The following is a 17423-nucleotide window of genomic DNA, read 5'->3' as shown; positions in this document are numbered from 1 at the left end:
AAAGTATCTTTTTAGACGCGAACCAACGGGAGAGTAAAGTAGAATCTGCTTCCTTTGCCTTCTTGAGAGCGTAGCCAGATACGTCCGCCCATCTTTTCTACTAACATTCTGCAGAGTGTCAGTCCCAGTCCGGTTCCCTGTATGAAATCATTTACTTTTCCGAAACGGCGGAAGATGGTAGCTGCTCTTTCTGGCGCAATGCCGATGCCGCTGTCCTTGACATAGAATTCCACAAAATCTTCCTTTTCGAGATAGCCGAAGTGAATTTCTCCCTTGGGAGTAAACTTGGTGGCGTTGCTAAGCAGATTACTTATAACCTGTATGACGCGATTCCAGTCACCGGAAGCATACATATCCGTATCTACGTCATCCAGGATGAGTTTGACACTGCTTTGAGTTTTATAATGGAATTGCTGCACCAGTTGCAGGCAAATGTCGATTAACTTGATAGGGCGGATATTGAACTTGAGCGATCCGGCTTCAAGCGATGACAAATCAAGAATGTCATTAAACAGGTTCAGCAGTATCTCCGAGTTTCTGTCGATAATCTCGGCATATTGGTTCTTTTCTTCTGCGGATTCCGCAGATGCGAGCAATTTGGAAAATCCGACTATGGCATTAAGCGGAGTGCGGATTTCATGGCTCATATTGGCTAGAAAGGCAGATTTGAGCCGGTCGGACTCTTCGGCTTTTATCCTGGCGGCATCCAGTTCCTTTTTCTGCCTGGCATTTGTTTGCTCCGCATCCCATTGCTTGGATATGTCACGGCACATACACAGCAGATATTCATCATCCAAAGGGAAGATGCGATTTTCGTAATGATGCAGAATACCGTCCTGTACCAAATCATGCCTGGCAGTCGAACTTTTGCCGGTACGGATTACTTTATCCATGTTTCTGCGTACATTCTCGTACGCTTCCTTGGGCAAAATGTCCTTTACATTTGAAGAAATAATGCTTTCGGAATCAGTCCCTTCCACATGATTAGTCGCGGCTGAAGAGGCAAGCTCGATAATATTAGCGTCATGGTCGAAAACAGTGAGCATATCGGGGAGGGCATCCAATATACGCATGCCGTATCTTTCACGAAAACGTTCCGAATCAGTGCATACAGATTGGGAAGAAAGATATTCTGTCTTCTTCTCTAATTGTTCGATTATTTCTAATAACTCTTCTTTTGTTTTGTTGTCGTAGTTTCGCATAGAGGGCTTACTGCTATTTACTAAATGTTGTATAAACTGTTTTATCAGTTGCAAATATAAGGCATTATTTCGACAAAGCGGGTGACCTTCCAAGTTATTATAATATAAAAAAAACGGATAGCTTTTGCCCTACTAATCAGAATGTTCTATCTTTGTACCATTATATATTAAATGATTTACAATATGTCTACAGAATTATTCTCTACTCTGCCCTATAAGGTGGCAGATATTACGCTTGCAGATTTTGGACGCAAGGAAATCGATTTGGCAGAAAAAGAAATGCCCGGCCTGATGGCTCTTCGCGAAAAGTATGGAGAATCCAAACCGTTAAAGGGTGCCCGCATTATGGGCTCGTTGCACATGACTATTCAAACAGCCGTGTTGATTGAAACATTGGTAGCTTTAGGAGCTGAAGTCCGCTGGTGCTCTTGTAATATATATTCAACGCAGGATCATGCTGCTGCTGCCATTGCTGCTTCAGGCGTACCTGTGTTTGCATGGAAGGGTGAAACGCTTGCCGATTACTGGTGGTGTACTTTGCAGGCATTGAGCTTTGCTGATGGTAAAGGCCCGAATGTGATTGTGGACGATGGCGGTGACGCTACGATGATGATTCACGTAGGTTATGACGCAGAGAATAACGCGGCTGTATTAGATAAGGAAGTACATGCTGAAGATGAAATCGAACTGAATGCCATCCTGAAGAAAGTATTGGCAGAAGATAATACCCGTTGGCATCGTGTCGCTGAAGAAATGCGTGGTGTATCTGAAGAGACAACGACAGGCGTACACCGTTTGTATCAGATGCAGGAAGAAGGCAAACTGCTGTTCCCGGCATTCAATGTAAACGACTCGGTGACGAAATCCAAGTTTGACAACCTGTATGGCTGCCGTGAATCATTGGCCGACGGTATCAAGCGCGCGACGGACGTGATGATTGCCGGAAAAGTCGTAGTTGTATGTGGTTATGGCGATGTAGGTAAAGGTTGTTCCCACTCCATGCGCTCTTACGGAGCACGTGTATTGGTGACGGAAGTAGACCCTATCTGTGCATTGCAGGCTGCTATGGAAGGCTTTGAAGTGGTAACTATGGAAGATGCTTGTGCTGAAGGTAACATTTTCGTGACTACCACCGGTAATATTGACATTATCCGTATCGACCATATGGAGAAAATGAAAGACCAGGCTATTGTTTGTAACATCGGTCACTTCGATAATGAAATCCAGGTAGACGCCTTGAAGCATTATCCGGGTATCAAATGTGTGAACATCAAGCCACAGGTAGACCGCTATTATTTCCCGGATGGACACAGTATCATCCTGCTTGCTGACGGTCGTCTTGTAAACCTCGGTTGCGCAACGGGACATCCGTCATTCGTTATGAGTAACTCGTTTACAAACCAGACATTGGCTCAGATTGAGTTGTTTAACAAGAAATATGAAGTCGATGTATATCGTTTGCCGAAGCATCTGGACGAAGAAGTTGCCCGCCTGCATCTCGAAAAGATTGGCGTGAAACTGACCAAGTTGACTCCTGAACAGGCTGCTTATATAGGTGTATCTGTAGACGGACCTTATAAGGCCGACCATTATAGATATTAATTAAATTGAGAATTGAAAATTGAGAATTAGCTGCGCGGTATGAAGTGTGGTGGTTCTCAATTTCCAGTTATCAATTCTCAATTCTCAATTCTTAATTATATGAAGAAACTCCTTCCCGACTTAATCGCCATTCTGGCTTTTATAATTCTGTCTTTTGCTTATTTCTTTCCGGCTAATATTGAGGGCCGTATTTTGTTCCAGCATGATTCCGTAGCCGGAGTAGGTGCCGGACAGGAATCGAAAGAGTATCGTGACCGCACCGGAGAGCGTACACGCTGGACGAATGCCATCTTTGGCGGTATGCCTACTTATCAGATGTCTCCAAGTTACGACTCGACGAAACCCTTGAACTGGGTTGAAAAAGTTTATCGGCTTTACCTGCCTGACTATGTGGTGCTGACTTTTATTATGATGCTCGGATTCTATATCCTCTTGCGGGCATTCGGCATATCGGCATGGCTGGCGGGATTAGGCGGAGTTATATGGGCTTTTTCTTCCTACTTCTTTATACTGATACCTGCGGGACATATCTGGAAATTTGTGACACTGGCATATATACCGCCTACGATTGCGGGCGTGGTCCTGGCCTATCGGAAGAAATACCTGTTGGGGGGAATTGTCACAGCTTTATTCATCGCTCTTCAGATTCAGTCCAACCACATTCAGATGAGCTATTACTTCATGTTTGTCATCCTGTTTATCGTAGGGGCTTATTTCGAAGATGCTTATAAGAAGAAAGAACTGCCGCATTTCTTCAAAGCCAGCGCGGTTTTGGCATTGGCTGCCGTAGTGGGAGTGTGTATCAATATCTCCAATCTGTACCACACGTATGAGTATAGCAAAGAGACGATGCGTGGCAAAAGCGAGTTGAAGCAGGAAGGACCAGCCGCCAACCAGACAAGCAGTGGATTGGATCGTGATTATATTACGAACTGGAGTTACGGAATTGGTGAAACATTGACCTTACTGGTTCCGAATGTGAAAGGCGGGTCGTCATCGGCTACTATGTCGCAGAGCGAAGCGGCTATGGCAAAGGCGAACCCGATGTATGGCAGTATCTATTCGCAGTTCCCGCAATATTTCGGTGACCAGCCGTGGACTGCCGGCCCGGTATATGTAGGCGCATTTGTCATGTTCCTGTTTATCTTGGGTTGTTTTATCGTGAAAGGGCCACTCAAATGGGCATTGCTGGGAGCTACCATTTTCTCGATTTTGCTTTCCTGGGGAAAGAATTTCATGGGACTGACGGATTTCTTCATAGATTATATCCCGATGTATAATAAGTTCCGTGCCGTATCTTCTATTTTGGTAATTGCCGAATTTACAATTCCTCTGTTGGCGATTTTTGCTTTGAAGGAAATATTCAGTAAGCCGGAAATCCTGAAACTGAAAGAGAACCGTACAGGAGTAATTGTAACCTTGGTGCTTACAGCAGGTGTTGCGTTGATTCTGGCTGTTGCTCCGGGTGCCTTCTTCTCCGGTTTCGTTACGGCACAAGAGATGGCTGCTTTGCAACAAGGGCTTCCGGCAGAACATCTTACCCCGGTTGTGACGAATCTGACGGAAATGCGCGAAGCAATTATCTCTTCGGATGCATGGCGCAGTTTCTTCATTATCATTGTAGGATGTTTCCTCTTATTCTTGTATCAGCAGAAGAAGTTGAAAGCCACTTTTACTTTGGTGGGTATCGCACTTCTATGTCTGATAGATATGTGGACAGTCAACAAACGCTATTTGAATGACGAACAATTTGTTCCGAAGTCCAAACAGGCGGAAGCATTTGTTAAAACAAAGGCGGATGAAATCATCCTTCAGGATACTACGTTGGATTACCGTGTGTTGAACTTCGTAGGCTTCCCCAATAATACGTTTAATGAGAATAATACGGCATACTGGCATAAGAGTGTCGGTGGTTACCATGCCGCCAAACTGCGTCGCTATCAGGAAATGATCGACCATCATATCGCCCCTGAAATGCAGGCCACTTATCAGGCTGTGGCTACTGCCGGCGGTGAGATGGACAGTGTAGATGCTTCCAAATTCCGTGTGCTGAATATGCTGAACACGAAATACTTTATCTTCCCTGCCGGAGAACAAGGACAACCTGTCCCTGTTCAAAATCCGTATGCTTACGGCAATGCCTGGTTTGTGGATAAAGTGCAATACGTGAACAATGCAAACGAGGAAATTGATGCTTTGCATGATATTCTTCCGACAGAGACTGCTGTGGTAGACGCGAAATTCAAGGATCAACTGAAAGGTGTGGCAGAAGGATATAAGGACTCCTTATCCACTATCCGCTTGGTTAGCTACGAACCGAACCGCTTGATTTATAAGACCTCTTCACCTAAAGACGGAGTTGTGGTATTCTCTGAAATATACTATCCGGGATGGCAGGCGACTATTGACGGGCAGCCGGCAGACATTGCCCGTGCTGACTATATCTTGCGTGCGATGAACGTACCGGCCGGAGAACATACCATTGAAATGTGGTTCGACCCGCAGAGCATTCATGTCACCGAAAGTATTGCTTATGCGGCATTGGCTTTGTTGCTCATTGGAGTCATGGTTTTGTTATGGATGGGACGGCGCAAGATAGCTAAGAAGCCCAAAGTGGAATAAGTGGATTATACCTTATATATATAAGGTAGTCTTAATAGTATAAGATAGTCTTATAAAATAAGGACGGCTCTCTTCCTCACGAAGAGAGCCGCTTTGCATTCACTAAAAAATTATGAAAAACAAACGCTGTTGTGTTGTTATTGAAACATGCTAAAGTATTTATATCTATTGTTTCTTTTCGTCAAAGACCGGGCTGACACTGGAATGACCGTCTTTAGGGGCTCTTCTTTGAGAAGCTTTTTTACGGGCGGTAGCTTGTTCCGTTTGCCATTTCTCATATTGCTCCGGACTCAGAATCTTCTTTATTTTCTTCTCTTTGGCTTCTGCCGCTTTCTTTTGTGAATCGGCAAAACTGCTTTCCCTGTTCATCATCGCACCGCCACCCGCTCTTCCGGGGAAACCGCCTTCACCCATCATCGGTGGCTCGCCACCGCCACCCATCGGCGGACGTCCGCCCCGCATGCCGGGTCCGCCCATTGGCGGGCGTCGTTCACCGGAATTTTGCATGGACTTGAAAAACTCTTTTTGTTCTTTCAGATTCAGCTTGTATATCTTCTTATATTGTTTATCAGTCAGTTGCAACGATTCTTTCATCTGCCTGGTCATTTGTGTCGCTATCTTTTCCGGATTCGGAACTTCCCGCGGCAGTCGCTTCTCCTGCTGATGCCTTTCTTGCGAATCGTTGGCTTCTTGTGCATTGGCTAAGCCTGCGCAACATGTCAGGCAGACTGCAAGCCCTATCAGTTTTATTTTCTTATTCATCTCTCTTACTTTTATTTGTTTTAATCACTCAAAGCTAAGCAGATAACGGGACAGATAAAAATAAAATCGACTAAGCACTATTTTTTGTCTATCAAAGCGCTTGTTCTGCTTTGTGTTATAGCGTACATAGTATGTTCGGGGACAAAAAAGTTTCAACCCTATTTGAAACTAAGTGTTCCACACCGAGAAACGATTCGTTCCACACCGAGAAACCAACTGTTCCACACCGAGAAACTAAATGTTTCATCCGGAGAAACAATTTTGAAACTAATCGCCTTTGAATCGCCCTTCATTGAAAAAGGAAAATATGAATATAAAGAGTCGGATTATGGGTAGCCTTCATATGCCGTAACCCGCTAAATTTGTAGCCAATTATAGAACATCTATTATGAAAAGACTACTGTTCATTTTTACCTTTTTAGGTTTCTTCTTCGTAAATGGAAGAACACAAGAAGTAGAAACCCTGACATTGGAAGACTGCCTTCGGATAGGTATAGATAACAACCTGTCGTTGGAAAGCAAACGCAAAGAAATACAGAAAAGCAAATATGGCGTGTCTGAGAACCGGGCGAGGTTGTTGCCTCAGATTAGTGCCGCCGCCGGTTACAACAATAATTTTGATCCGCCGGTATCTGTAACGGACGGCTCCTCTTATGGTGTTCCCTATAATATAACCCGGACGTTGCAACATTCCGCTAATGCGGGACTGGAAATGCAAATGCCGCTTTTCAACCAGACTCTTTATACTTCCATGTCCATTGCCAAAATCATGGAAGAAATCAGCCGCTTGTCTTATGGTAAGGCAAGAGAGGATATTATTCTTCAAATCAGCAAGATGTACTATCTCGGACAAGTCACAGCCGAACAGATTATGTTGATAAAGGCGAATATCATCCGCTTGGAAGAGTTGAGGGATATTACCCAGGCTTTCTTTGATAACGGAATGTCTATGGAAGTGGATTTGAAAAGGGTAAATATCAATCTCGAAAACCTGAAGGTGCAATATGACAATGCGCAGGCAATGATGAAGCAGCAACTCAATATGCTGAAGTATATAATGGATTATCCTGCCGAAAAGGAATTTGCACTGACACCGGTGAATACCGACAGTATTACTACGGTGGCCCTGACCGGATTGTCGGAAAATCTCTACGAACTGCAACTTACACAGTCGCAGATAGAATTGGCGGAACGGCAAAAGCGGATGGTCAGCAACGGATATATCCCTTCTCTTAGCCTGACGGGCAGTTGGAGATATGCCGCCTATACTGATAAAGGCTACCATTGGTTTCACTCCGGCCCGTCCAACCACTGGTTTCGCTCCTACGGGCTGGGGCTGACCTTGCGTGTTCCAATTTTCGACGGACTGGATAAGACCTATAAAATAAGGAAAGCGATGATTGACATTGAGAATAGCAAACTGGCGTGGGAAGATGCCCGGAAGAACCTGCAAACGCAATATCTGAATGCGGTAAACGACCTGATGAATAACCAGCGTAACTTTAAGAAGCAGAAAGCCAACTATTTACTGGCTGAAGAGGTATATGCCGTCACGTCCGACCGCTATCGGGAAGGGATCGCTTCAATGACCGAAGTGCTGCAAGATGAAATGCAGATGAGCGAAGCGCAGAACAACTATATCAGCGCGCATTATAACTACCGGGTCACCAACCTGATGTTGCTCAAACTGACCGGGCAGATAGAATCAATCGTCAAATAACACGCAACTAACAATCGAATTATATAATATGGAAACAATGGAAAACAATATTCCTTCCGCAGCTCACCAGGAGAAAGCGAAGAAGATGAAAAAACTTCGCCGTTGGCAGATCGCAGTCAGCCTTTTGGGAGTGGCTATTATTGTCTGGGGAGTAATCGAAGTGGTTTGTCTTTTTCTGAATTATAGCCAGACAGAAACCAGTAACGACGCGCAGATAGAGCAATATGTATCGCCTATCAACTTGCGTGCATCGGGATATATTGATAAGATTTACTTTACCGAACATCAGGAAGTGCATAAAGGGGATACTTTAATGGTGCTCGACGACCGTGAGTATAAAATCCGGGTAATGGAAGCCGAAGCTGCACTGAAAGATGCGCAAGCCGGTGCCACGGTTATTAATGCCACACTGAACACCACGCAGACCACCGCATCCGTCTATGACGCCTCTATTGCCGAGATTGAAGTACGTCTGGCTAAACTGGAGAAAGACCGGAAACGATATGAGAATCTGGTGAAACGGAATGCCGCCACTCCTATTCAGCTTGAACAGATAGTCACGGATTATGAGGCTACACGCAAGAAACTGGAAGCCGTGCAAAGGCAGAAAAAGGCGGCACTCTCCGGCGTGGATGAGGTTTCTTATCGCCGTGTGAGTTCCGAAGCTGCTATTCAACGGGCAACGGCGGCACTCGAAATGGCGCGCCTGAATCTTTCCTATACGGTTGTAGTGGCTCCCTGTGACGGTAAGCTCGGTCGCCGTTCGCTCGAAGAAGGACAATTTATCTCGGCAGGACAGACGGTTACCTATATTCTTCCCAATACTCAAAAATGGATTGTGGCTAATTATAAGGAGACGCAAATCGAGAATCTGCATGTCGGGCAGGAAGTATCCGTCACGGTAGACGCTATTGGCGATAAAGAGTTTACGGGAAGAGTGACCTCTATTTCGGGGGCTACGGGTTCCAAATATTCGTTGGTACCGACAGATAACTCGGCGGGAAATTTTGTGAAGATACAACAGCGTATTCCTGTCCGTATTGATTTTACCGGTTTGCCCGAAGAAGATAACGAACGGCTTGTGGCCGGTATGATGGTGGTGGTTAAAGCCAAGCTCTAGCTATCCATTGCCACCTGCCTCAAACTTATTACTGACTCTTATTACTGACCCAATGCCCTCATATCCTAAAAATTATCCTTTTTATAACTGGATGCCCAAACCGCTGGGTATTATCATCCTGTTATTCTTCTTCCTGCCGATTCTTACGGTGGGCGGGGTTTATTCGGTGAACAGCACCGAGATGATGAGCGGACTTGGCATCATCTCCGAACATATCCAGTTTGCCAACTTTGTAACTTCTGTCGGCATGGCGGCTTTTGCTCCGTTCTTGTACGAACTGGTGTGTGTGCGCCGGGAGAAGATGATGTGTATTGCCGGATTTGCGTTGATGTATATATTCAGTTATATTTGTGCCAAGACCGACAGCGTTTTCCTTTTGGCGCTTTGCAGCCTGCTGACAGGTTTTCTGCGCATGGTATTGATGATGGTCAATCTGTTTACTCTTATCTGGTATGCCGGTGGTATGGAAGCTACCCGCAATATCACTCCCGGCCTTGAGCCGAAAGACGCTGCCGGGTGGAATAAGCTGGACATCGAGAGATGTGTAAGCCAGCCGGCGGTTTATCTGTTTTTTATGATTCTGGGACAGTCGGGCACGGCGCTTACCGCCTGGCTGTCCTTTGAATATGAGTGGAAATACGTGTATTACTTTATGATGGGGATTCTGCTGGTTTCTATCCTAATCATATTGATCACTATGCCCAATTACAAATTTCCGGGCCGCTTTCCCATTAATTTCCGCAAGTTCGGCAATGCCACCGCTTTTTGTATCTCGCTGACGTGCCTCACTTATGTGCTGGTTTACGGCAAAGTGCTCGATTGGTACGATGACGAATCCATTCGTTGGGCAACTGCTGCCAGTATCCTCTTTGCAGGAATTTTTCTCTATATGGATGCCACGCGCCGGTCGCCTTATGTTTTGCTGGATGCGTTCAAACTGCGCACAATCCGTATGGGAGCTTTGCTTTACCTGCTACTGATGATTATCAATTCCAGTGCCATGTTCGTCAACGTATTTGCAGGCGTTGGGATGCATCTTGACAATTTGCAGAATGCTGCATTGGGCAACTGGTGTATGGCAGGCTATGCTATTGGTGCTGTGATTGCCATGGCATTGGGAAGTAAAGGGCTACACTTTAAGTATCTTTTTGCCCTTGGATTTTTCTTCCTGTCCCTGTCGGCAGTATTCATGTATTTTGAAGTACAGACAGCCGGTATGTATGAACGCTTGAAGTATGCAGTGATTATTCGTGCCACTGGCATGATGATTTTGTATGCTCTGACAGCGGCTTATGCCAATCAGCGTATGCCTTTCAAATACCTTTCCACCTGGATTTGTATCATGCTTACCGTGCGTATGGTGCTGGGGCCCGGCATCGGGGGAGCAATTTACTCGAATGTGCTGCAGGAGCGGCAGCAACATTATGTCACCCGTTATGCGCAGAATGTCGACTTGCTGAATCCTGATGCTTCCGCTTCCTTCCTCGGTACGGTGCAAGGGATGAAATATCAGGGAAAAAGCGAAACGGAAGCCCGCAATATGGCTGCTATATCTACCAAGGGGCGGATTCAGGTACAAGCTACGCTCTCGGCTCTCAAGGAAATGGCGGGCTGGACGTTGTATGGCGGGTTAATTTGTATGATATTTGTGCTTGTTGTTCCTTATCCTAAACGAAAATTAGTAACTTAGCGTCGTTTTAGATAATGATTTGTTAATATGTTTGCATGATGGATACCCAACAAGACCGTTTATTACAATTTGACCGTGATTTGTTGAGCGGAAAAAATATATGTAGTTCGCAAGGTATATTTATAACCTTCCCCTCTTCTCTGAAAAGCCTTTTCCGGATGAAGGGACTGGGTGTGATAATATGTCATCGGGGCAACTTCCAGTTCTCTCTTAATCAGAAAATTCATTCCGCTAAAGCGGGTGAGAGTCTGTTTATTCCCGAGGAAGGCGAGTTTCTTGTGCTTCAGGAATCGGAAGATATGGAAGTGCAGATCCTGATTTATCAGATAGAGCCTATACGGGATATTATGGGCAATGCGGTGGTGACCATGTATATGTACTCACGGATTACTCCCGAAGAACCTTGTTGTGTTTGGGCCACCGGTGAGGAAGAGGAGATTACAAAATATATGTCCTTATTGGACAGCGCTTTGCAGATAGAAAACAATTCGTTTAAACTTTATGAGCAGAAATTACTCCTGCTTGCATTAACCTACAGGATTTGTTCTATTTACAACCGCAAATTGGTCAATGACGGAGAGGAAATAGGCGGACGGAAGAATGAAGTCTTTATCCGTTTGATTCAGTTGATCGAGAAATATTATATGCAGGAGCGGGGAGTGGAATTTTACGCGGATAAACTCTGTTTGTCTCCGAAATATCTTTCTGCGGTGTCCAAGAGCATTTGCGGATATACGGTACAGGAACTTGTGTTTAAGGCGATTATACGCAAAAGTATCTCGTTGCTGAAAAATACCCAACAGGACATCCAGGAGATTTCGAACGCTTTCGGCTTCCCCAATGCTTCTTATTTCGGTACATTCTTTAAGAAGCAAATGGGGATGTCGCCACAGCAGTATCGGAAGAATCTTTAAGGAATTATTCTTTTTCTCCGTAGGCAAGGTCGCCTGCGTCGCCCAATCCGGGAACAATATAAGAATGTTCGTTGATTTCGGGGTCGATAGCCGCACACCAAATGGTAGTTTTGTCTTCGGGGAATATATTTTTTATATGGTCGATGGCCTGTTGGCTGGCGATAATAGAAGCTACGTGAATCTCGGCGGGATGACCTTTGGTCAGCATTGCCTGGTAACTAAGTTCCATGCTACCGCCCGTTGCCAGCATAGGGTCGGTGATAATCAGCGTTTTGTCGTCGATACGCGGCGAAGCGATATATTCTATATGTATATCGAATTTCAACGTATCCTTGTATTTGCGGTAGGCAGAAACGAATGCGTTTTCCGCTCCGTCAAAGTAGCTCAGAAAGCCCTGGTGAAAGGGAAGCCCGGCACGCAGAATAGTGCTGATTACTAATTGGTTGTCCGGTGTGCTGACCGGAGCGGTGCCCAGTGGTGTCCGGACATTCTTTACCGAGTACGTAAACTCCTTGCTCATTTCGTAGGCCATGATTTCTCCGATACGCTCTATATTGCGGCGGAAACGCAGGCGGTCATTCTGAACTTCTACATTTCTGATTTCGGATATGTACTGGTTTAGAATCGAATTTGTTTTGCTAAAATCAATTACTTTCATATTATAGTTTAATCATAATTTAATCTCATTTTCATAGTCCTGATATCATACTGACTTGCAAAGTAAACGATAATCTTTCAAATTGCAATATTCAGTTTGCAGATATTGTTAGGAATTTATAAAAGAGATTCAATTAGGGAAAAATTTCTCTAATCCCTTCTTCCTTTCCAAAGAAAGTATTACTTTTGTACCCGGATTTACAAGGGGCTATCCAAAGCTCCCCATGTTAAGGTAAAAGAGATAATAAAACAAAATACCAATTTAAATTAATTCAAAAGAAAATGGCAAATTTAGATTTAAGCAAGTACGGTATCACAGGCGTGACCGAGATTCTGCACAATCCGTCTTATGACGTTTTGTTCGCTGAAGAAACAAAACCGGGTTTGGAAGGTTTTGAAAAAGGCCAGGTAACTAACATGGGCGCTGTAAACGTTATGACTGGCGTTTATACAGGACGTTCTCCTAAAGATAAATTCTTTGTAAAAGACGAAACCAGCGAAAATACAGTTTGGTGGACTTCTGAAGAATACAAAAACGACAACAAGCCGGTTGACGCAAAATGTTGGGCAGCTGTGAAAGATTTGGCAACTAAAGAACTTTCTAACAAGAGACTGTTCGTTGTTGACGCTTTCTGTGGTGCTAACGAAAACTCTCGCTTGAAACTGCGCTTCATCATGGAAGTAGCATGGCAGGCTCATTTCGTAACAAACATGTTCATCCGTCCGACTGCTGAAGAACTGGCTAACTTCGGTGAACCTGATTTCGTTATCATGAACGCTTCTAAGGCTAAAGTTGAAAACTACAAAGAACTGGGCTTGAACTCAGAAACTGCAGTTGTATTCAACTTGACTGAAAAGATCCAGGTTATCCTGAATACTTGGTACGGTGGTGAAATGAAGAAAGGTATGTTCTCTTACATGAACTACTTGCTGCCTTTGAACGGTATGGCTTCTATGCACTGCTCTGCTAACACAGATAAAGAAGGTAAGAGCTCTGCTATTTTCTTCGGTCTGTCCGGTACAGGTAAGACTACTTTGTCTACTGACCCGAAACGTCTGTTGATCGGTGATGACGAACACGGATGGGATGACGAAGGTGTATTCAACTTCGAAGGTGGTTGCTACGCTAAAGTTATCAACTTGGATAAAGAAAGCGAACCGGACATCTGGAATGCTATCAAACGCGACGCTCTGTTGGAAAACTGTACAGTTAACGCTGAAGGCGAAATCAACTTCGCTGATAAGTCAGTAACTGAAAACACTCGTGTTTCTTATCCTATCTATCACATCGAAAACATCGTTAAACCGGTGTCTAAAGGTCCTCACGCAAAACAAGTTATTTTCTTGTCTGCTGACGCATTCGGTGTATTGCCTCCGGTATCTATTCTGAACGCTGAACAAACTAAATATTACTTCTTGTCTGGTTTTACAGCTAAATTGGCTGGTACAGAACGTGGTATCACTGAACCGACTCCGACATTCTCTGCTTGTTTCGGTGCTGCTTTCTTGTCTCTGCACCCGACTAAATACGGTGAAGAACTGGTGAAGAAGATGGAAAAAACAGGTGCTAAAGCATACTTGGTTAACACAGGTTGGAATGGTACTGGCAAACGTATCTCTATCAAAGATACTCGTGGTATCATCGACGCTATCCTTGACGGTTCTATCGACAAAGCTCCGACTAAGGTTATGCCTTACTTCGACTTCGTTGTTCCTACAGAACTTCCGGGTGTTGATCCGAAAATCCTTGACCCGCGCGACACTTACGAATGTGCTTGCCAATGGGAAGAAAAAGCAAAAGACTTGGCTGGACGTTTCATCAAGAACTTCGCTAAGTTTACAGGTAACGAAGCTGGTAAAGCTTTGGTTGCTGCTGGTCCGAAACTCTAATTTATATATTAGATATATTGCAGAAGGCGGTTCCGAAAGGAGCCGCCTTTTTGTGTTAGGATGCTTTCAGATAGTTCGCATAAGAATGTTTACATCTTCAATTATGTTTCTTATGGACGTCAAGTATGTCTTTCGTTTTTCTATTCTATTGTAGTTTGTTTCTTATTCGATTTTATCAGTTACACTTGAAAATTGTCTATTATTAAGTGATATTTTCAAGTGTAACTGATAAATTTCTGTATCTTTGTTATACATCGATGATGTCGAATTTTAATCTTGAAATAATAGTATGACATACCTGGATACTGATAAACAGACCTATGCAGACCTGAGCATTACAGAGAGCGCAAGTAATGAGCAGGTCATCTATTCTTTGTTTTCTAAAACGGAAACAAAACAAGGCAAGTTATTGGTCTTGGAATGGATGATGCATCCGCTAAGCGATTTGGACACAATTCGTAAGCGCCAGGAAGCTATTGCGTGGGGAGCTTTGCCGGAGCTTCTTTTACAGGAAGAAGAATTGGACTTTATTGAATATTATCTGTCATATTGTGACGGGATACGGAAGGCGAATGTTCTGCTTTCTTGTGCTACTATCATTGATCGTTTATTGAGACATGATTCTAAACGCTATGTGATTTGTAGAGGAGTAAAGCTGGTGGTTCATTTGCTGCATCGTTTAGAAAAATGGGCAACGGGACTGAACAAAGACGCCCCACAATTAATGAAAGAATCTGTCAGTATGATCAATGGTATTCTGCACGGGAGTGAATTGGAAGAAGTGTTGGCGCAGACCTACGGCAAAGAAAAGCGGCTGTCTAATTATGCAATAGACAAGTATGATTATTTGTTCCGGTGTGTCCGGCTGCAATCTTTAAAGGAATTATTGTCTGTTGTTTATTTATTGGATGCTTGCCGGACAGTTCATCGGGTAGCAAAAGAAAAGGATTTTTGCTATACTCCCACGATGGTGCAAACGATGGAATTTTCGGTGGAAGGAGTTGTTCACCCTTTTGTGAAAGACGGGCAGACGAATAGTTGGGAGATGTCACGGGGAAATATATGTATTTTTACAGGTTCTAATATGGCAGGTAAATCAACTACTTTAAAGGCATTGGCGCTATCTGTTTGGCTGGCGCATTGCGGTTTGCCTGTTCCTGTAAAATCTATGATTTGCCCTCTTTATGAAGGTATTTATACTTCAATTAATTTACCGGATTCCTTGCGGGACGGGCGAAGCCACTTTATGGCCGAAGTGCTCCGTATAAAAGAAGTAATGCAAAAGGCTGTGACAGGGAAACGTTGTCTGGTAGTGCTGGATGAGATGTTTCGCGGGACTAATGCAAAAGATGCTATTGAAGCTTCGGTTGCCGTCAATGGATTATTGGAGAATTTTTCTCATTGCCATTTTCTTATATCGACACATATTCTGGAGTATGCAAAAACGTTTGAGGAAGACCCTTCCTGCTGTTTCTATTATATGGAAGCGGAAATTGTAAATGATACTTTTGTCTGTCCTCATCGCCTACTGAAGGGCATTTCGGAAGCCAGAGTCGGGTATTGGGTAGTGAAAAAGCTATTGTCTGATTTGAAATACTCTTGATTTATCGTATCTTTACCCCGCTTTCAAACCGTAACTAATTATAATCAGATACTATTTTATGAACACCCCCTTTTCCCCCCCCACGCCTTCCGGACGTTTGGCCTCACTTGATATTTTACGAGACTTCGACCTTTTTCTTTTAGTCTTTTTCAACCGGTATTTTCTGTTTTGGCACACCGCCTGAATTTACCCTGGCTTAACACTGTTTTGTATCAGTTTGACTACGAAGTATAGGTTGGCTTTCGTTTTTGGGATCTTATCATGCCCCCTATGAATGAAACTAGATAATCCACATAGCAGAATTAGCTCATAACGGTGCAGTTTACAGTTCTTCAATCTCTTTTTCCGATAGACCGGTAGTCTGCATAATGATTGCAGTCGATATTCCGACTTTTTTTAAATTACGAGCTACTTCTTTGTGTCCTTCTGCCATACCTTCTGCCATACCTTTTGCCATACCTTTTGCCATACCTTTTCGTTCTGCGCTGTTTAAAAGCGTTTTTTCTACGCTTATAATATCCCAGAACTTTTCATATCCAGCCAATTGTGCATCCGTAAAAGCTGATTCCTCAAGGGCATTAACAGCTTTTTTAAGTTCAGGACTGGCAAGCAGTTCTGCGGGGATTTCACGGGTCCGTTCGTTTATCTCGGTTAGATATCGCAGCCACAGCACTTGCATTTTTCTCTCGCTGTAGCTATGTGGAGTAAACTTGGGAAGCTCCACAAATATCAGATGCAATCCCTCTATCACCTTGTCCGTATGCTCCACGTGCACCAAACGGTAGTAATGATAGTATTCGTCATTCAATTCCGGTTCGAAGATATCGTTCACTAGATTCAGCGAATATACGGGCTGCAGGAGCTCATACTGCTCGCCGGCGTCCAGCTGCCGCACGTAAGCTTTCGAGGCGTTGAACAATACACGCTGTTTGAATTCGGGCGTCCATATCATTTGCATCTCCACCAGAAAGGTGCGGCCGTAATTGTCGCGGCAACGAACATCAACGATGCTGTTCTTGCGTAACGGGTTGTCCGGCACCAACTCGACAGGAAGGTATTCTATATCAGTCACTTCTTGATTGGGGGAAAGTGGTAGCAAAGCATTTAGCAAGCTCATCACCAAGTCGGGGTGCTCGCCGAAAACACGTTTGAACGTCAGGTCGGCTTTGGGGTCTAAGTATCTCATTGTTAATCTATATATCTTTGAAAACTGAATAGTGCAAATATACGGATAATTAATGGGACTAAGATAATCATATTAAAATTTTGATTCATTTCTGCACGGGTTTTGAGCTAATTGATGTGATTTTCTCACTACTATAAAGTTTAAAAGTGTGCAGGTATCTGCAACGCTGCAACAAAACGGGAGTAATGTATTAATAGATAGATGGTTACAGCGTTGCAGATACCTGTTGCAGATGGTGGCAGATGTCTTTTATCTGCCACACTGTATAAAACAATAAATCTTTTATTGCAAACGGTACAATCATATATATGAAACAATGGTTCCCTACATCAAAACTCCCGTTCCCAGGCTGGAAATTGCAGTATCCGCGTATGGAAACGAGAGTATCCGCGTAGGGAAATTGGAGTTTCTGAGTATAGATACTCCAGTTTCCCTATGCGGATACTGACATCAAT

Annotated in this window: 12 protein-coding genes and 1 pseudogene; 9 read left to right on the top strand and 4 right to left on the bottom strand. The window is 44.0% G+C overall.

Annotated features, from left to right (window positions below):
- Positions 1 to 11: 11 nt before the first annotated feature.
- The gene (locus BacF7301_RS02675) at positions 12 to 1202 is read right to left on the bottom strand and encodes a sensor histidine kinase (RefSeq protein WP_167959952.1); all 1191 of its coding nucleotides are present in this window, start codon (positions 1200 to 1202) and stop codon (positions 12 to 14) included.
- Between the two features lie 171 nt (positions 1203 to 1373).
- Between BacF7301_RS02675 and ahcY the strand changes: the two genes are divergently transcribed.
- Positions 1374 to 2804, top strand: a complete 1431-nt coding sequence (ahcY, locus tag BacF7301_RS02670; protein ID WP_369805620.1) for an adenosylhomocysteinase — start codon at positions 1374 to 1376, stop codon at positions 2802 to 2804.
- 99 nt (positions 2805 to 2903) lie between these two features.
- The gene (locus BacF7301_RS02665) at positions 2904 to 5426 is read left to right on the top strand and encodes a YfhO family protein (RefSeq protein ID WP_167959947.1); all 2523 of its coding nucleotides are present in this window, start codon (positions 2904 to 2906) and stop codon (positions 5424 to 5426) included.
- 165 nt (positions 5427 to 5591) lie between these two features.
- On the opposite strand, the gene BacF7301_RS02660 is transcribed toward BacF7301_RS02665, so the two are convergent.
- Entirely contained in the window at positions 5592 to 6188 is a 597-nt protein-coding gene (locus tag BacF7301_RS02660; protein ID WP_167959945.1) for a DUF4890 domain-containing protein, read from the bottom strand.
- A gap of 388 nt (positions 6189 to 6576) precedes the next feature.
- Here BacF7301_RS02660 and BacF7301_RS02655 point away from each other — a divergent pair, with 388 nt between their 5' ends.
- The 4 genes from BacF7301_RS02655 to BacF7301_RS02640 are packed head-to-tail and all read left to right on the top strand — an operon-like array spanning position 6577 to position 11632.
- Positions 6577 to 7908, top strand: coding sequence for a TolC family protein (locus BacF7301_RS02655; protein WP_167959943.1), 1332 nt, complete (start codon positions 6577 to 6579; stop codon positions 7906 to 7908).
- 28 nt (positions 7909 to 7936) lie between these two features.
- A complete protein-coding gene (locus BacF7301_RS02650) occupies positions 7937 to 9028 on the top strand; it encodes an HlyD family secretion protein (RefSeq protein ID WP_167959941.1) in 1092 nt (363 codons plus the stop codon).
- 52 nt (positions 9029 to 9080) lie between these two features.
- Positions 9081 to 10718, top strand: coding sequence for an efflux MFS transporter permease (locus BacF7301_RS02645; RefSeq protein ID WP_167959939.1), 1638 nt, complete (start codon positions 9081 to 9083; stop codon positions 10716 to 10718).
- A gap of 38 nt (positions 10719 to 10756) precedes the next feature.
- Positions 10757 to 11632, top strand: a complete 876-nt coding sequence (locus BacF7301_RS02640; protein ID WP_167967081.1) for a helix-turn-helix domain-containing protein — start codon at positions 10757 to 10759, stop codon at positions 11630 to 11632.
- Between the two features lie 4 nt (positions 11633 to 11636).
- Here BacF7301_RS02640 and upp read toward each other — a convergent pair whose 3' ends face one another.
- Positions 11637 to 12290: a uracil phosphoribosyltransferase gene (gene upp, locus BacF7301_RS02635; RefSeq protein ID WP_167959937.1), complete on the bottom strand. Its 654-nt coding sequence runs from the start codon at positions 12288 to 12290 to the stop codon at positions 11637 to 11639.
- 281 nt (positions 12291 to 12571) lie between these two features.
- Here upp and pckA point away from each other — a divergent pair, with 281 nt between their 5' ends.
- From pckA to BacF7301_RS25885, 3 genes and pseudogenes are all read left to right on the top strand, one after another.
- A complete protein-coding gene (gene pckA / locus BacF7301_RS02630; protein ID WP_167959935.1) occupies positions 12572 to 14179 on the top strand; it encodes a phosphoenolpyruvate carboxykinase (ATP) in 1608 nt (535 codons plus the stop codon).
- Positions 14180 to 14468: 289 nt separating this feature from the next.
- A complete protein-coding gene (locus BacF7301_RS02625) occupies positions 14469 to 15782 on the top strand; it encodes a MutS-related protein (protein WP_167959933.1) in 1314 nt (437 codons plus the stop codon).
- A 58-nt stretch (positions 15783 to 15840) separates the two neighbouring features.
- Positions 15841 to 16013, top strand: a pseudogene (locus tag BacF7301_RS25885) (acyltransferase family protein); the annotation flags it as partial.
- A 91-nt stretch (positions 16014 to 16104) separates the two neighbouring features.
- On the opposite strand, the gene BacF7301_RS02615 reads toward BacF7301_RS25885, so the two are convergent.
- Entirely contained in the window at positions 16105 to 16968 is an 864-nt protein-coding gene (locus BacF7301_RS02615) for an Rpn family recombination-promoting nuclease/putative transposase (RefSeq protein ID WP_167959931.1), read from the bottom strand.
- Positions 16969 to 17423: the final 455 nt, after the last annotated feature.

Origin of the sequence: Bacteroides faecium, assembly GCF_012113595.1 — a bacterium.
Taxonomy (GTDB): domain Bacteria; phylum Bacteroidota; class Bacteroidia; order Bacteroidales; family Bacteroidaceae; genus Bacteroides; species Bacteroides faecium.
Note: the sequence above shows the minus strand (reverse complement) of the source record. Positions and strands in the feature narration are given on the sequence as shown.